Annotated in this window: 14 protein-coding genes and 1 rRNA gene; 13 read left to right on the top strand and 2 right to left on the bottom strand. The window is 73.1% G+C overall.

Going from position 1 to position 16,351, the window contains the following annotated elements; all coding sequences use genetic code 11:
- Positions 1-142: 142 nt before the first annotated feature.
- From rrf to VT50_RS36430, 3 genes are all read left to right on the top strand, one after another.
- A 5S ribosomal RNA gene (gene rrf / locus VT50_RS36440) occupies positions 143-259 on the top strand.
- Positions 260-508: 249 nt separating this feature from the next.
- Complete coding sequence (locus tag VT50_RS39890) at positions 509-1,444, top strand: hypothetical protein (RefSeq protein WP_167396656.1); 936 nt, start codon at positions 509-511, stop codon at positions 1,442-1,444.
- Entirely contained in the window at positions 1,429-2,298 is an 870-nt protein-coding gene (locus tag VT50_RS36430; protein WP_046087548.1) for a tetratricopeptide repeat protein, read from the top strand. The genes VT50_RS39890 and VT50_RS36430 overlap by 16 nt, the downstream gene beginning before the upstream one ends.
- A gap of 94 nt (positions 2,299-2,392) precedes the next feature.
- On the opposite strand, the gene VT50_RS36425 is transcribed toward VT50_RS36430, so the two are convergent.
- Positions 2,393-3,790: a DUF1015 family protein gene (locus tag VT50_RS36425; protein ID WP_046087549.1), complete on the bottom strand. Its 1,398-nt coding sequence runs from the start codon at positions 3,788-3,790 to the stop codon at positions 2,393-2,395.
- Between the two features lie 77 nt (positions 3,791-3,867).
- On the opposite strand from VT50_RS36425, the gene VT50_RS36420 reads away from it, so the two are divergent.
- From VT50_RS36420 to VT50_RS36405, 4 genes are all read left to right on the top strand, one after another.
- Positions 3,868-4,905, top strand: a complete 1,038-nt coding sequence (locus VT50_RS36420; protein WP_046087550.1) for an HAD hydrolase-like protein — start codon at positions 3,868-3,870, stop codon at positions 4,903-4,905.
- Positions 4,906-5,073: 168 nt separating this feature from the next.
- Positions 5,074-6,123 (top strand): FecCD family ABC transporter permease, encoded by a 1,050-nt coding sequence (locus tag VT50_RS36415; protein ID WP_046087556.1) that lies wholly within the window; start codon positions 5,074-5,076, stop codon positions 6,121-6,123.
- Positions 6,120-7,193, top strand: a complete 1,074-nt coding sequence (locus VT50_RS36410) for a FecCD family ABC transporter permease (RefSeq protein WP_046087551.1) — start codon at positions 6,120-6,122, stop codon at positions 7,191-7,193. The genes VT50_RS36415 and VT50_RS36410 overlap by 4 nt, the downstream gene beginning before the upstream one ends.
- 39 nt (positions 7,194-7,232) lie before the next feature.
- Positions 7,233-8,138 carry an ABC transporter ATP-binding protein gene (locus tag VT50_RS36405; RefSeq protein ID WP_046087552.1) on the top strand — a complete coding sequence of 302 codons (906 nt, stop codon included), beginning with the start codon at positions 7,233-7,235 and terminating at the stop codon, positions 8,136-8,138.
- Between the two features lie 65 nt (positions 8,139-8,203).
- Here the strand turns inward: VT50_RS36405 and VT50_RS36400 are convergent, their stop codons facing one another.
- Positions 8,204-8,551, bottom strand: a complete 348-nt coding sequence (locus VT50_RS36400; protein ID WP_046087553.1) for a hypothetical protein — start codon at positions 8,549-8,551, stop codon at positions 8,204-8,206.
- A gap of 290 nt (positions 8,552-8,841) precedes the next feature.
- On the opposite strand from VT50_RS36400, the gene VT50_RS36395 reads away from it, so the two are divergent.
- The 6 genes from VT50_RS36395 (at position 8,842) to VT50_RS36370 (ending at position 16,007) form a co-directional block, all read left to right on the top strand.
- Positions 8,842-9,132 (top strand): hypothetical protein, encoded by a 291-nt coding sequence (locus VT50_RS36395; RefSeq protein WP_046087557.1) that lies wholly within the window; start codon positions 8,842-8,844, stop codon positions 9,130-9,132.
- Between the two features lie 30 nt (positions 9,133-9,162).
- A complete protein-coding gene (locus VT50_RS36390) occupies positions 9,163-10,044 on the top strand; it encodes a TlyA family RNA methyltransferase (RefSeq protein ID WP_046087554.1) in 882 nt (293 codons plus the stop codon).
- A gap of 83 nt (positions 10,045-10,127) precedes the next feature.
- The gene (locus VT50_RS36385; RefSeq protein ID WP_240529455.1) at positions 10,128-11,066 is read left to right on the top strand and encodes an NAD kinase; all 939 of its coding nucleotides are present in this window, start codon (positions 10,128-10,130) and stop codon (positions 11,064-11,066) included.
- A 314-nt stretch (positions 11,067-11,380) separates the two neighbouring features.
- A complete protein-coding gene (gene recN, locus VT50_RS36380) occupies positions 11,381-13,126 on the top strand; it encodes a DNA repair protein RecN (protein ID WP_206269546.1) in 1,746 nt (581 codons plus the stop codon).
- 436 nt (positions 13,127-13,562) lie between these two features.
- Entirely contained in the window at positions 13,563-14,723 is a 1,161-nt protein-coding gene (locus VT50_RS36375) for a glycosyltransferase family 4 protein (RefSeq protein WP_107424968.1), read from the top strand.
- Between the two features lie 111 nt (positions 14,724-14,834).
- Positions 14,835-16,007 (top strand): glycoside hydrolase family 64 protein, encoded by a 1,173-nt coding sequence (locus tag VT50_RS36370; protein WP_046089700.1) that lies wholly within the window; start codon positions 14,835-14,837, stop codon positions 16,005-16,007.
- The last annotated feature ends 344 nt before the right edge of the window (positions 16,008-16,351 follow it).

Below are 16,351 nucleotides of genomic sequence, written 5' to 3'. Positions count from 1 at the left end.
GACTGGTACTAATAGGCCGAGGGCTTGTCCTCAGATGCTCGCGTCCACTGTGTGGTTCCCGGGTTGCGAACAGTCGCACCGGTGAATCAGTTCCACTTTACTTAATTGAAGAGTGTGCTTGTTCGCTAGAACCCGATAGGGTTTCGGTGGTCATTGCGTTAGGGAAACGCCCGGTTACATTCCGAACCCGGAAGCTAAGCCTTTCAGCGCCGATGGTACTGCAGGGGGGACCCTGTGGGAGAGTAGGACGCCGCCGAACAATCTTTGAAGGACCCTTGGTCCCAGCGTGCATGCTGGGACCAAGGGTCCTTTTGTTTTTGCTGGGCCCGCATCGGTGTGATCGGTGCGGGAGAATGGCTGCAGTACTTGACGACAGGAGTCACGCCGATGTCCACCAACTCTCCCGATGACCGGTCGGGCCGCGAGCCGCGGCGCCCGAACTCCGGCGACCGGCGGGAGGTCCGTGGCTCCGGGCCGCGCCGCGACGGCGGTCGTGGTGGTTTCCGGCGTGACGACCGCCGCGAGGAGCGGCCGCGCGGGCCGCGTCGTGACGATGACCGCGGTGGCTTCCGCCGGGATGATGACCGTGGTGGTTTCCGTCGCGATGACCGCCGCGATGACAGGCGGGACGAGCGCCGGGATGATCGCCGGGACGACCGGTCGCGCGGCCCGCGGCGCGACGATGAGCGTGGGGGCCGCCCCGGCGGCTATGGGCGCCGCGATGACCGGGGTGGCCGTCCCGCCGGGCGTTACGAGCGCCGGGATGACCGTCGTGATGACCGCCGGGACGAGCGGCGTGACGATCGGTCGCGTGGGCCTCGGCGTGATGACCGTGACGGTGGCTCCCGTCCGGGCGGCTTCCGCCGGGACCGTGACGATCAGCCGGGCTTCCGCCGTGACGATGACCGTGGTGGCTACCGCCGCGATGCCCATCGGGATGACCGGCGCGATGAGCGTCGGGACGACCGTGGTGGCTTCCGCCGCGATGACCGCGATCGTGACCGTGGCGGCCGGGGCGGCGGCTACGAGCGTCGTGATGAGCGGCCTTCGTATCGTCGTGATGACGATCGTGGTGGGTTCCGGCGGGATGAGCGTCGTGATGAGCGGCCTTCGTATCGTCGTGACGATGATCGTGGTGGGTTCCGGCGGGACGACCGCCGTGATGAGCGGCCCCGTGGGCCTCGGCGTGATGACCGCGGCGGTGGCTTCCGGGGTGGGCGCGATGATCGCGGGCCGAGTCGGCCGTATGGCCAGGGCCGGGGGCGTGACGATCGGCGCTCCGGTGGTGGCGGTGGTGGGTTCCAGCGCCGTGACGACCGCGGCGGCGGGTACGGGCGTCGCGAAGAGCGCGGCAGGGACCGCGACCGTGAGCCGATCAAGCGGCTGCCGATCCCCGAGGACGTCACAGGGGACGAGATCGACAAGGGTGTGCGGCAGGAGCTGATGAGCCTGCCGAAGACCCTCGCCGAGGACGTCGCGAAGAACCTCGTCATGGTGGCCAAGCTGCTGGACGAGGAACCAGAGCGGGCGTACCAGTACTCGCGCGTCGCCCTGCGGCTCGCCTCCCGGGTGGCCGCCGTGCGCGAGGCCGCGGGCTTCGCCTCGTACGCGGTCGGGAAGTACGCCGAGGCGCTGGCGGAGTTCCGCGCCGCGCGCCGTATGACCGGTAACTCCGAGCTGTGGCCGGTGATGGCCGACTGTGAGCGCGGCATGGGCCGCCCCGAGCGGGCGCTGGCCATGGCCGGTGAGCCGGAGGTGCAGAAGCTGGACCGGGCCGGTCAGGTCGAGATGCGGATGGTGGCCGCCGGGGCCCGGCGCGACATGGGCCAGGCCGACGCGGCCGTGGTGACCCTGCAGAGCCCGGAGTTGGCCTCGAACTCCATCCAGCCCTGGACCGCCCGGCTGCGCTACGCGTACGCCGACGCGCTGCTGGCGGTCGGCCGCGAGGACGAGGCCCGCGAGTGGTTCGCCAAGGCGCTCGAGGCGGATCAGAGCGGGAGCACGGACGCGTCGGACCGGCTCGCCGAGCTGGACGGGGTCGAGTTCGTGGACGCCCTCGACCCCGAGGAGACGGCGGACGACGACACCGCTCAGCCCGTCGGGGGAGCGACGGCCGGGGAGCCGGAAGCCGGGGAGCCGGAAGCCGGGGAGCCGGAGGCCGACGCGCTGCCGTCCGACGAGGACATGGTCGAGCCCGAGGCCGACAGCGCCGAGCCCGTGGCCGAGGCGGTGTCCGAGGGCCAGACGGCCGGGTTCGAGAACGACGGCGAGGACAGCGAGGACGGCGACGGCCGTTGATGCCGTGACATGAGGGGGCGGGATCCCGGACCGGGGTCCCGCCCCCTTCGTATGCCCGCCCGCGTGTCCGGCCGCGTGTCCGCGCCCGAAGGGCTCACCCCAGCGTCAGGCTCCGCAGCACCAGCCCCGTCGCCGGTTTCGGTCCGAAGGACGTCGACTTGTGCGGCATCGCGATGCCCTGCCGCGCCAGCTCGTGCACGACGTCCTCGCGTACCGGATGCATCAGCACCGCCGTGCCGCCCAGCCGCTCCGCCTGTTCGACGGCCGCCTCCGGATCGTGGAGGTAGCCGATGTGCTCGGGTGTGTCCGGGACGTTCCACAGATGGTTCAGCAGGGTGTGGTGGAGCACGGTGGCGTCCAGCGTCCGCCATGTCTCCGGGCGTCCGTCGGGGACCGTACGGGCCAGCAGCTCCGGATCCGGCCGGTCCAGGAGGTGGAAGTGGCCGTCCCCGGCCAGCAGGAAGGCGTTCGGCGCGCCGGGTTCGGGCTTGGCGCGCGCCGTCTCGGCCGCCTCGGCGAGGGTCTCCAGGGCGCGCGGCAGCGGGCCGTCGACCGTCCGTACCCGGAATGCCCGCCGTACCGCCGGAAGCGCCTCGTCCGGGGGCAGTCGGCGGAGCAGCCGGTGGATGGCGCGGACCCGGAGCGGATAGCGGGCGGTGTCGACGAGGAGGACGAGCCCGAAGTCCCAGGGGCCGGGCTCCCGTCGCTCCTCGCGCAGCCGCAGATAGGTGGCCCAGCGGTGGTGGCCGTCGGCGATGAGGGCCTGGTGGTGGCGGAGGTCGGTGGAGATCGCCACGAGGTCGGTGGGGTTGGTGATCCGCCACAGATGGTGGTCGACGCCGTCCTCGGTGGTCGTGGAGAGCAACGGCTCCTGCAGGATGGTGCGTTCGATGACCTGCGCCGCCCCGCCGATGTCCTGTCCGGCGATCCCTTGCCCGGCGGCGGCCGTCGCGCTTCCTGAGGACCCGTTCGCTGAAGCCCCGTTCGCCGGGGCTCCCGGGGTCCCGTTCCCGTTGCCGCGATAGGCGAGCAGCAGCGGTTCCAGATGGGCGGCGGTGGCGCGCATCAGATCGGCCCGGTCCTCGACGACATGCGGCATGACCTCCTCGTGGGGGAGGACGATGCCCTCCTCGCGGGGGCTCAGCCGCAGCGCGCCGATCAGCCCGCGCTGGAGGGCCGGGCCGTCACGCTGCTCGTAGACGTAGAGCGCGGGTTCGGGGTCCGGGGCGAGCACTCCGTCCGCCTGCCAGCGGCGCAGTGTCTCGGCGGCCTGGCGGTTGCGGGCCTCCGGGGTCCCGGCCTGCGGCAGGATCAGCCGGACGATGTTGTACGGGTCCGCCGTCTCGAGCTCGCGCAGGCCCTCGGGCCTGACCACCACGTCGTAGGGCGGTGAGGTGACGGCGGCGAGACTGCCGACCCGCTCCGCGACATAGCGCAACCCCCGGAAGGGGGTGAGCTGCAGACCTTGTCCGCCAGGCCCTGGAATGCTCATCAGGGAATGTTATGCCCCGTGCGGCGATACGCGATGATCGGGGGAGACGCGCACAGATCTGTGAGGGAGTGGCCCCCATGAACCAACCCGTCCGCACCCGGCCCGAGTCGAGCCGACGGTCGCTGCACGAGGCGTACGACACGGCTCTGCTGGACCTCGACGGGGTGGTGTACGCGGGCGGCGAGGCCATTGACCATGCCGTGGAGTCGCTGGTCACCGCGCGGGACGGCGGGATGCGGCTGGCGTATGTGACCAATAACGCGCTGCGGACGCCGGAGGGGGTGGCCGAGCATCTGACCCGGCTCGGGATGCCCGCCACCCCCGACGATGTGATCACCTCCGCGCAGGCGGTCGCCCGGCTGATCTCCGAGCAGCTGCCCAAGGGGGCGCGGGTGCTGGTGATCGGCGGTGAGGGGCTGCGGGTGGCGCTGCGCGAGCGCGGGCTGACGCCGGTGGACTCGGCGGACGACGACCCGGCGGCGGTGGCGCAGGGGTACGGCGGGCCGGACATGCCCTGGGCCCGGCTGATGGAGGCGGGGTACGCGGTGGCGCGCGGGGTGCCGTGGTTCGCCTCCAACCTGGACCTGACGATCCCCAGCGGACGGGGCATCGCCCCGGGCAACGGCGCGGCGGTGGAGGTCGTACGCATCGTGGCGGGCACGTCTCCGCAGGCCGCCGGGAAGCCGCTGCCGCCGATGCACCGGGAGACGGTGCTGCGGACCGGCGCCCGGCGGCCGCTGGTGGTCGGGGACCGGCTGGACACCGATATCGAGGGCGCGTACGCGGGCGGGGTGGACTCGCTGCTGGTGCTGACCGGGGTGACCACGCCCGTACAGCTGCTGGCCGCCGAGCCCGGCCACCGGCCGACGTATGTGGACCGCGACCTGCGGGGGCTGCTCACCCCGCAGCCGGAGGTGGAGCGGGACGGGGCGGCGGGTGGCTTCCGGTGCGGGGGCTGGGCGGCGCGGGTCGAGAGCGGCGCGCTGGCGCTGGCGGGCGGGGGCGAGGAGCCGCTGGACGGGCTGCGGGCGCTCTGCGCGGCGGCGTGGTCCGAGGCGGGCGACGGTGCGAGCGACGCGGACGCGGGGAAGGCTCTGGCCCGGCTGGGGCTGTGAGCCCACGGGGCTGTGGCTTTGGGCCGACGGGGCCGAGGTGCTGACCTCGCCGGGGCTCCTCGGCCGGACGTGCGCTCCGGGGAGCCCGCATGGATGCGGCCAGTGGGACTTAGGATAACCTAACTTAACCTGAGTCCTGATCGGCCGTGCTGTGAGGTGGAGTTCCGCGTGACCCTGGTCAGTCCGGCGAAAGCCGGGACCGAGACAGCGAGCGCGCCGCCCCGGCGGCGCACCGCGCGCCGTGCGACCGGATTGGTCATCTCCCTTGGCGTGCTGCTGGCGATCGCCGCGGCGTCCATCGCGATCGGCGCCAAACCGATTCCGCTGGACCAGGTGTGGCACGGGCTGTTCCACTACACCGGCAGTGACACCGATGTGGTGATCCGGGACGTACGGCTGCCGCGCACCGTCCTCGGGCTGCTCGTCGGCCTCGGCCTCGGCCTCGCGGGCGCGGTCATCCAGGCCCTCACCCGCAACCCGCTCGCCGACCCCGGGCTGCTGGGGCTGAACGCGGGCGCGTCCGCCGCCGTCGTATCGGCCATCAGCTTCCTCGGCGTCACCTCGCTCACCGGCTATGTGTGGTTCGCGTTCCTCGGCACCGCCGTCGTGTCCGTGCTGGTGTACGCGCTCGGCGGCAGCCGGAGCGCCACCCCGGTGCGGCTGGCGCTCGCCGGGATGGCGGTGTACGCGGCGCTCTACGGCTACGTCAACGCGGTGGAGCTGCTGGACACCGCGGCGCTCGACAAGATGCGCTTCTGGACGGTGGGTTCGCTCGCCTCCGCCAATATGACGGTGGTACGGCAGGTGGCCCCGTTCCTCCTGGTCGGCGCCGTACTGGCGGTTCTGCTGGGCCGTTCGCTGAACGCCGTGGCGCTCGGCGACGACACGGCCCGCGCGCTCGGCAGCAACCTCAACCGCACCCGGGCGCTTTCGATGATCGCGGTCACCCTGCTGTGCGGGGCCGCGACCGCCGCGTGCGGGCCGATCGCGTTCGTCGGGCTGATCGTGCCGCATCTGGTCCGCGCGCTCACCGGGCCCGATATGCGCTGGATCCTGCCGTACGCCGCGGTGCTCTCGCCCGTTCTGCTGCTGGGCGCCGATGTGATCGGGCGGCTGGTCACCCGGCCCGCGGAGCTCCAGGTCGGCGTCGTCACCACCTTCATCGGCGGGCCCCTCTTCATCTACCTCGTACGTCGCCGAAGGATGGCCCAACTGTGAACGTGAGCAAGCGCACCAGCACGTCCAGCACGGCCGGGGCGCGCGGGGTCACGCTGCGCACCGCCGGTCTCTCGCTGCGCCTGGACGTCCGCGGCGCCGTCGTGGGGCTGCTGCTGATCGCCCTGGCGCTGGTGATGGGCGTCGTGCTGATCGGCACCGGCGACTTCCCCATCGCCCCCGCCGATGTGGTGCGCACGCTGCTCGGCAACGGCACCGTGGCGCAGGACTTCATCGTCAACGAGCTGCGGCTGCCGCGGGTGCTGGTGGGGCTGCTGGTCGGCGCGGCCCTGGGGATGGGCGGGGCGATCTTCCAGTCCATCTCCCGCAATCCGCTGGGCAGCCCGGATGTGATCGGCCTCGGCCAGGGCGCGGCGGCCGGGGCGCTCACGGCCATCGTGCTGGTCAAGGGCGATCCGAGCGTGGTCGCCACCGGGGCCGTCCTCGGCGGGGCGCTGACCGGACTGGGCGTCTACGCGCTGGCCTGGCGGCAGGGCGTCCACGGCTACCGGCTGGTCCTCGTGGGCATCGGCACCTCCGCGACGTTCACCGCCGTCAACGGCTATCTGCTCACCCAGGCCCGCCAGGAGGACGCGGCCCGCGCGGTGTTGTGGCTGACCGGCTCGCTGAACGGCCGCGACTGGGACCAGGTCTGGCCGCTGCTGGCCGTCTGCGCGGTGCTCATGCCGGTGGTCATAGGGCAGGCGCGGAACCTGCGGATGCTGGAGATGGGCGACGACAGCGCCTATGCACTCGGGGTGCGGGTGGAGCGGACGCGGATGGTGGTGATGGGCGCGGCCGTGCTCCTGGTCGCGTCCGCCACGGCAGCCGCCGGGCCCGTCGCCTTCGTGGCGCTCGTCGCCCCGCAGCTGGCCCGCAGGCTCACCCGCTCGCCGGGCCCGAACCTGCTCCCCGCGGCCTGGATGGGCGCCGCGCTGCTGGTCACCGCCGACTGGGCCGCCCAGCGCACCTTCGGGGCCGATCAGCTGCCGGTGGGGGTGCTCACCGGGATGCTGGGCGGTGCCTATCTGCTGTGGCTGCTGGTGACCGAGCGCAGGGCGGGGCGGATATGACGACTGACGACTATGGACACGACCCGGACGGAAGACGACATGGACAAGGACACCCGGCAGACCGTGGCTTCCAGCACGAGCGGCACCCAGGACCAGCGGGAGCGGGACCGGCAGCGGCTCATGGCGGAGGGGCTGACCCTCGCCTACGACCGGCGCACGGTCGCCGAGGAGCTGTCGGTGACCATCCCCGACCACTCCTTCACGGTCATCGTCGGGCCCAACGCCTGCGGGAAGTCGACCCTGCTGCGCGCCCTGTCCCGGATGCTCAAGCCGACGGCCGGATCGGTGCTGCTGGACGGGCAGTCGATCGGCTCGCTGTCCGCCAAGAAGGTCGCCCGTACCCTCGGCCTGCTGCCCCAGTCCTCGATCGCCCCGGACGGGATCACCGTCGCCGACCTGGTCGCCCGCGGCCGCTATCCCCATCAGGGGCTGCTGCGGCAGTGGTCGGAGACGGACGAGCGGATCGTCGACGAATCGATGGCGGCGACCGGGGTGGCCGAGCTCGCGGATCGGTATGTCGACGAATTGTCCGGCGGTCAGCGCCAGCGGGTGTGGATCGCGATGGCCATCGCCCAGCAGACCCCGCTGCTGCTCCTCGACGAGCCCACGACGTATCTGGACATCCAGCACCAGATCGATGTGCTGGACCTGTGCGCCCAGCTCCACGAGGAGCAGGGCCGCACCCTCGTCGCCGTGCTCCACGACCTGAACCACGCCGCCCGCTACGCCACCCATCTGATCGCGATGCGGGGCGGGGAGGTCGTCGCGGAGGGGGAGCCGGGGGACGTGGTCACGGCGGAGCTGGTGGAGCGGGTCTTCGGGCTGAGCTGCCAGGTGATCGACGACCCGGAGACGGGGACGCCGCTGGTGATCCCGGCCGCCCGCCGGTCGCGTACGGCACGGGTGGAGGCGCCGTTGGCGGGCGCCGCGGTGAGCGAGTCCTGAGGGCGGGCAGGCCGGGTGGCGCAGAGCTTGAGGCGGGGCGCTCGGGGGTGCTTGTGGCGTTTGTCCTAGATCAGCTTCCGTAGCCGCAGCAGGTCGCGCAGCCCGGCCTCGAGCTTGATCCGTCCGGCGCCCCACGCCCGCGCGAAGTGCAGCTCGCCGTTGACCAGGGCCACCAGGTCGTCGCCGGTCATCGCCAGCCGGATCTGCGCACGCTCGGCCGGGGGGCCCGGCTCGGTCGTCACGTCCTCGATCCGGCTGTCCACGAGACGGCCGACGAACGTGGTGTCCAGGTCGGTGATCCAGCAGCTGACCGAGCGATCGAGCGCGGTAGCGCTGCGGAGGTCCCCGTTCGCGGTCGCGAGGTTCTCCGCCAGTTTGTCGAGTGCGCTGCGGCACTCTTCCAAGGTCGCCATCGCGGACGACGTTACCCCAGGTCTCGTACGTCGGAGAACGAGGGATTCGCGGTAGCGTCGGGGCCATGAGCGAGCCGATGTCGGCCGGGTGGCCCGGCCCACAGTCCGGTCCTGCGGCCGGGGATGCGCGGGAGGCCGCGCAGGAGCCGGTGGTGCCGGTGGTGCCGGTGCCCGACGGGGCTGTACGTGCCGAAGGGGGCGAGGAGGGGGCCGAGGACGTCGCGCCGGAGCCGGAGTCGGTGCTTGAGCCGGAGTCTGAGTCGGTGGTCGAGGCAGTGCCCGATCAGTCGGTGGCCGAGGAGTGGGTGCCCGAGGCCGTGGCCGAGATCGTGCCGGAGCCGCCCGGCCCGGCCGATCCGGCCCCGCTCGGCGTGGACCGTACGCCCACCGGCGTCGCCGAGGTGGACGCCCGGCTGGCTCGGCTGGCCGACGCCGACCACCTCGGGACGAGCGGACATCTGGAGGTGTACGAGGATGTCCACCAGGGCCTGCGCGACACGCTCACCGCACTCGACCGGCGGCCCGGCCCGCCGCCACCACCGTCACCGCCGACCGGTCCGCGGCCCCCGTCCACTGCGTAAACGACCTCAGGAGCTGAACCACCCGTGGCAGTGACCCGCCCACGACGCGTACGACTCGACGCGGAGCTGGTGCGCCGCAAGCTGGCGCGCTCGCGTGAGCATGCCAGCCAGCTGATCGCCGCGGGCCGGGTCACCATCGGCGGGGCGGTGGCGACCAAACCGGCCACCCAGGTGGAGACCAGCGCGGCCGTCGTCGTGATCGAGGACGACAGCGATCCGGACTACGTCTCGCGCGGCGGCCACAAGCTGGCGGGCGCGCTGTGCGCCTTCAGCGAGGAGTACCGGAAGGGCGCGGGCGCCGGGCAGGCCCCCGGGGCGCACCCTGCCACGGGAGCCGGGGCGGCGGGGCTGAAGGTCGCCGGGCGGGTGGCGCTGGACGCGGGCGCGTCGACCGGAGGCTTCACGGACGTCCTGCTGCGCGCGGGCGCCGCTCGGGTGCTCGCCGTCGACGTCGGCTACGGGCAGCTCGCCTGGTCGCTGCAGAGCGATGAACGGGTCAGCGTTCACGACCGTACAAACGTGCGCGAGCTGTCACTTGAGCGGATTGGCGGGAAGCCGGTGGACTTGGTGGTCGGTGATCTCTCGTTCATTCCGCTCGGGCTCGTCCTGCCCGCCCTTGTGCGGTGCGCGGCGCCCGACGCCGATCTGGTGCTGATGGTCAAGCCACAGTTCGAGGTCGGCAAGGAGCGGCTGGGCAGCGGGGGGGTGGTCCGCAGCGCCGGGCTGCGCGCCGAGGCGGTGCGCACGGTGGCCGGGCGGGCGGCGGAGCTGGGACTGGGGGTGCTGGGCGTAACGGCCAGCCCGCTCCCGGGGCCGTCGGGTAACGTCGAGTACTTTTTGTGGATGCGCGCCGGGGCGCCGGCACTGGACCCGGCGGATGTTGACCGTGCAGTGGCGGAGGGGCCCAGTTGACCACTTCAGAAGCAGCGCAGCAGAAGGAAGCAGTGCCCGAGCCCGGGGCCGCTCCCGGGACGCGGGCGGGGGCGGGGGACGCGGTGGCGGCACCGGCGGTCGGGCCGCTGACTCCGGCGGCCGAGGCGACGGCGGACCGCACTGTCTTCCTTCTCGCGCACACCGGCCGCCCCGCGGCCATCCGCAGCGCCGAACTGGTCGTTCAGGGGCTGCTGCGCAGCGGGATCGGGGTGCGGGTGCTGGCCGCCGAGGCGGCGGACCTGCCGCTGCCGCCCGCTGTCGAACGCGTCGACGCGGACCGTGATGTGCTGGACGGCTGTGAGCTGCTGGTCGTCCTCGGCGGGGACGGCACGCTGCTGCGCGGCGCGGAGTTCGCCCGGGTCTCGGGCGTGCCGATGCTCGGCGTGAACCTCGGCCGGGTGGGCTTCCTGGCCGAGGCCGAGCGGGACGACCTCGACAAGGTGGTGGACCGGGTGGTGACCCGGCAGTACGAGGTCGAGGAGCGGATGACGATCGATGTGCTGGTCCGCAACGACGGGCACATCGTGCACACGGACTGGGCGCTGAACGAGGCGTCGGTCGAGAAGGCGGCGCGTGAGCGGCTGCTCGAAGTGGTCACGGAGGTCGACAACCGCCCGGTCTCGCGGTTCGGCGGCGACGGCGTGGTCTGCGCGACCCCGACCGGTTCGACGGCCTACGCCTTCTCGGCGGGCGGGCCGGTGGTGTGGCCCGAGGTGGAGGCGCTGCTGATGGTGCCGATCAGCGCCCATGCGCTGTTCGCCAAGCCGCTGGTGGCGTCGCCGAAATCGGTGCTCGCGGTCGAGGTGCAGCCGCAGACCCCGCACGGGGTGCTGTGGTGCGACGGCCGCCGCACGGTGGAGCTTCCGGCGGGGGCGCGGGTCGAGGTGCGCCGGGGGGCGGTGCCGGTCCGGCTGGCCCGGCTCCACCACGCGTCGTTCACGGACCGCTTGGTCGCCAAGTTCGCCCTGCCGGTGGCGGGGTGGCGGGGCGCGCCGCACTAGCGGACGCCCGACGGGTCTGGCTCGCCGCCCGCGGCGAGCCCTTCCCCTCCCCGCCCCTTCACGAAACTGGGGCTCCCGCCCCAGCCCCCAATCCGGGGCTGCGCGGGGCCCGGACCAGGACCGGGGGCCAGGGGCGCAGCCCCTGCCGTGCGGCGGGGGCTCGCCGTTCAAGCTCCTCCGGCGATTGAGGAGCGGGGTCCGGGGCGGAGCCCGGCGGGAGCGAGGGGGCGGAGCCCCCGCCTCGGACCGGGCAGATGTGCGGGTCGACCCCATAAGTGGCGCCCCTTCGTCGCATCGCGGCGACCAAACCTCGTATGGTCTTTCACGTGCTGGAGGAGATGCGGATACGTGCGCTGGGCGTCATCGACGACGCGGTCGTCGAGCTGTCGCCCGGCTTCACCGCGGTGACCGGTGAGACCGGCGCGGGCAAGACCATGGTCGTCACCAGCCTCGGGCTGCTGCTGGGCGGTCGCGCCGACGCCGCCCTGGTGCGGATCGGGGCCAAGGCGGCGGTCGTCGAGGGCCGCCTTACGGTCGACGCCCGCTCGGCGGCGGCCGTAAGGGCGGAGGAGGCGGGGGCCGAGCTCGACGACGGCGTGCTGCTGATCAGCCGTACGCTCTCCGCCGAAGGGCGGTCGCGCGCCCATGTGGGCGGCCGCTCGGTCCCCGTGGGGCTGCTGGGCGAGCTGGCCGACGATCTCGTGGCCGTGCACGGCCAGACCGATCAGCAGGGCCTGCTGCGGCCCGCCCGGCAGCGGCAGGCGCTGGACCGTTACGCGGGTGCCGCGGTGGCCGGGCCCCTGGAGAAGTACGCGGGGGCCCATCGCCGGCTGCGCGCGGTCTCGGCCGAGTTGGAGGAGCTGACCACGCGGGCCCGCGAGCGGGCGCAGGAGGCGGATCTGCTGCGCTTCGGCCTCGAGGAGGTCGCGGCGGCCGAGCCCCGACCCGGGGAGGACGAGGAGCTGGCGGCCGAGGCCGAACGGCTGGGGCACGCCGAGGCCCTGGCGTCCGCCGCCGCCGTCGCGCACGCCGCCCTCGCCGGGAACCCTGAGGACCCGGAGGGCGTGGACGCGGCGACCCTGGTCGGCGGCGCCCACCGCGCCGTGGAGGCCGTGCGCTCCCATGACCAGGCGCTCGCCGGGCTCGCCGACCGGATCGGCGAGGTCGGCATCCTGCTGTCCGATGTGGCGGGGGAGCTCGCGGGGTACGCCGACAACCTGGACGCCGATCCGATCCGCCTGGCCGCCGTCGAGGAGCGCCGAGCGGCGCTGACCCAGCTGACCCGTAAGTACGGCGAGACCATCGCGGACGTGCTGGCCTGGGCCGAGCAGGGCGCCGCACGGCTGGCCGAACTCGACGGCGACGACGACCGTGTCGGCGAGCTGACCGCCGAGCGCGACGCCCTCCGCGCCGAGCTGGGCGAGCTGGCGCAGGCGCTCACCGACGCCCGTACAGATGCGGCCGGGCGGTTCGCTGAGGCGGTCACCGCCGAGCTGGCCTCCCTGGCGATGCCGCACGCCCGGGTCACCTTCGCGATCCGTCAGACCGAGACGGAGGAGGACGGGATCGAGGTGGGCGGCCGCCCGGTGGTCTTCGGGCCGCACGGCGCCGATGAGGTCGAGCTGCTGCTGGCGCCCCATCCGGGCGCCCCGCCCCGGCCGATCGCCAAGGGCGCATCCGGGGGCGAGCTGTCCCGGGTGATGCTCGCGGTCGAGGTCGTCTTCGCGGGCTCCGACCCCGTACCGACGTATCTCTTCGACGAGGTGGACGCCGGTGTCGGCGGTAAGGCGGCGGTCGAGGTGGGCCGTCGGCTGGCCAAGCTCGCCCGCTCCGCACAGGTCGTGGTGGTCACCCACCTGCCGCAGGTCGCGGCCTTCGCCGACCGGCATCTGGTGGTCGAGAAGACCAACGACGGGTCGGTGACCCGAAGCGGTGTGAAGGCCATGGAGGGCGAGGACCGCGTACGGGAGCTGTCGCGGATGCTCGCGGGCCAGGAGGACTCCGAACTCGCGCGGGCGCATGCCGAAGAGCTCCTGGAGGCGGCCCGCGCGGGACGCTGATCCGTCACGCCTCGCTGACCCGTCACGCCTCGTTAACCCATCACGTGGCGCTGATGCGTCACGCCTCGCCGATCCGTCACGCGGCGCCGACCCCTCACACCACGCTTCCACGCTGCACGCGGTCCCCTTACGGGGTGCCTCCCCCAACCCTCCGTGCCTCGCTTCCCCTATCCTTCACGCGGCGCCTTCCTCGATCCTTCGTGCGACGCCTCATCGATCGTTCATCCGGCCCTTCCCCCAATCCGTGACGCGACATCTCACCGAACCCTCACCCGAACGGGTGGTGCCGCGGACGCGCGAGCGGGTTCGGGGCAGGCGTCATCAGGGAGCGTTGCGACGAGGGTTCGGCGAGTGCTGGCATCCTTGGGCGGAGCGCGTCCGCACCGCCCCCCGCCACCCCCCCACCGCCCGACACCGTCTCAGGAGCTCCGCCCGCGTGAGCAGTACCGTGAGTGACACCCCGGTCCCGCCGCACGGGCAGTCGTCGCTGCACGCCGTCCAGGTGCTGGGCACCGGGAGTTCGGGCAGCGGGGTGCACGTCCGGTCGCTGTCGGCCGGGCTGGTGGCGCGCGGGCTGCGGGTGACCGTGTGCGGACCCTGGAGCGCGGAACAGGGCTACGGCTTCACCCAGACGGGAGCGCGGTTCACCGGGCTCGACGCCCTGACGGACGCCGGAAGCATCGCGTCGCTGCGCAGGGCCACCCAGGGCGCGGCCCTGGTGCACGCCCACGGGCTGCGCTCGGGGCTGCTGGCGGCGGTGGCGCTGCGGGGCCGTAGCGTGCCCCTGATCGTCACCTGGCACACCCGGGTGGACGCCGAGGGCGCGCGGGCCCGGCTGATCCGGCTGATGGAGCGCCGGGTGGCGCGGGCCGCCGCGATCGTGCTGGGGGCCTCCTCGGATCTGGTGGCCCGGGCCCGCGCCCGCGGTGCGCGGGACGCCCGGCTGGCCCCGGTCGCGGTGCCCGCCCCGCGCCGGTCGCAGGAGACCGCCGACGGCCGCCGCCAGAAGGCGCGGGCCGAACTGGGCGTGGTGGAGCGGCCGTTGTTGGTCACGGCGGGGCGGCTGGAGGCGACAGCCGGACACGGCCCGCTGCTGGACGCGGCCCGGCACTGGCGGACGCTGGATCCGCGGCCGCTGCTGGTGGTGGCGGGGGAGGGTCCGGACCGTGCGGTGCTCCAGCGCCGGATCGACGCCGAGGGGCTGCCGGTGCGGCTCCTCGGCCGCCGTGAGGATGTGCCGCAGCTGCTCTCCGCGGCCGATGTCGCGGTGCTCTCCAGCCGCTGGGAGGCCCGTTCGCTGCTGGCCCAGGAGGCGCTGCACGCGGGGGTGCCCCTGGTGGCCACGGCGGTCGGCGGAGTGCCGGAGCTGGTGGGGGAGGCGGCCGAACTCGTCCCGTACGGGGACCCCGAGGCCCTGGCCGAGGCCGTGACGGGGCTGCTCGCCGATCCGGTGCGCCGGGTGGAGCTCGCCGCGGCGGGGCGGGCGCGTACGGCGGGGTGGCCGACGGAGGACGACACCGTCGCCCATGTCCTCAGCGTCTACGATGAGTTGGTGCAGACCTTTCTTAGTGAAGGGGTTGACGGGCCCGGCCGTTGATCGGCAGGGTGCTGGGCAGAGGAACGAGAGAGCGCTCTCAATTCCGCGCCTCCCGTCACCCCCCACGCCATTTTCCCGGCAACCCCCACTACGCCGAGGAGCACCATCATCATGATCAGTCGCAGGAAGCTGCTGGGCGGAATCGCCGCCTCCGCCGCCGCCGCGGGAACCGGTCTCGCCTTCGCGGGCAGCCGCGCCAGCGGAGCACCGGGTGCGAAGGCCGCCGCCTCCCTGCCCCTGACCGTCGTGAACAAGACGGGGCAGTACGACAACGGGTCGGTATGGCTCTACATCGTCGGCAACGAGGGCGACCGGCAGGTCCACGTCACCCCGGACGGTGAGATCGCCCCCGTCGCGCTCTCCGACAACGGCTCGGACGGCTTCACCGACTACGCGATCCCGCTGTCCGGAAGCGGTGACACCAAGCTGAACCTGCCGCAGATGTCCGGCCGGATCTATGTGGCGCTGGGCTCCAAGCTCAAGCTCAAGGTGGTCGAGGACGGGTCGGGCAAGGCCGCGCTGCAGTACCCGGCGGGCTGGGTGTCCGGCGACCCGAACTACGACATCATGCACGACTGCGCGGAGTTCACGTACAACTCCTCGGGGATGTACTGCAACACCACCATGGTGGACATGTTCAGCGTCCCGCTGTCGATCCACCTCACCGGCGCCGAGGACCAGACGACCGGCACCCTCAAGGACGGCGCCCGCGCCAAGGTCTTCTCCGACCTCGCCGGGGTCGACGCCTTCAAGAAGCTGATCGTCGGCGACAATCTGCGGGTGATCGCTCCGGGGCACGGGCTGGGCGAGGGGGCGTTCGCGGAGGACTACTTCGCGTCGTACATCGACCAGGTCTGGGACACCTACGGATCGAAGGACCTCAAGGTCACCACCAACGCGGGCACCTTCACCGGGCGGGTGAGCGGCGGGAAGTTCTCCTTCACCGGTCCGGCGTCGGTCTCCTTCGACAAGCCCTCCACCAAGGACGTGCTGTTCTGCGACGGGGCCCTGGCCGCGCCCAACGACGGGACCACGGGGCCGGTCGCGGCGATCCTCGGCGCGGGCTTCAACCGCACGACGCTGCACAACGCCGATGCCCAGCCGACCACGGATCCGGCGGCCTTCTACGGTGAGGAGGTCACCAACCACTACGCGAAGGCGATGCACGCGGCGACCGAGGACGGCAAGGCGTACGGTTTCGCCTTCGACGATGTGGCGGAGTTCGCGTCCTACATCCAGGACACCGCGCCGAAGGCGATCACGCTCACGCTGACTTCGTTCTAGGGGTTGTCGGGCGGGGCGCTTGTCGCCTGCGGCGGGCTGTTTCCCCTCCCCGCCCCTTCCCCCAACTGGGGCTCCGCCCCAGACCCCGCTCCTCAAACGCCGGAGGGGCTGGAGGGCGGGGGCTCCGCCCCAGAGTTGGGCGCCGGAGGGACAGGGGGCGGGTGCTCCGCCCCAGCTTTCGGGGTCCGGGGGCGAAGCCCCTGCCGCCATGAGGCGGCGGGGCGGGGAGGCGTTCGCGGCGCACGGCGCGGGAGCCACCCCTCGCCCGGCGACCGGGGGGACGCCGGGCGGGCGGGACCCGGCTAAGCGGGGCGCCCCGCCGCCGTGGCACCCCAGGCGGGCCG

It is taken from the genome of Streptomyces antioxidans, assembly GCF_000968685.2.
GTDB lineage: Bacteria > Actinomycetota > Actinomycetes > Streptomycetales > Streptomycetaceae > Streptomyces > Streptomyces antioxidans.
The sequence above is the reverse complement of the archived record's forward strand: the minus strand, read 5'-3'. Positions and strand labels throughout refer to the sequence as shown.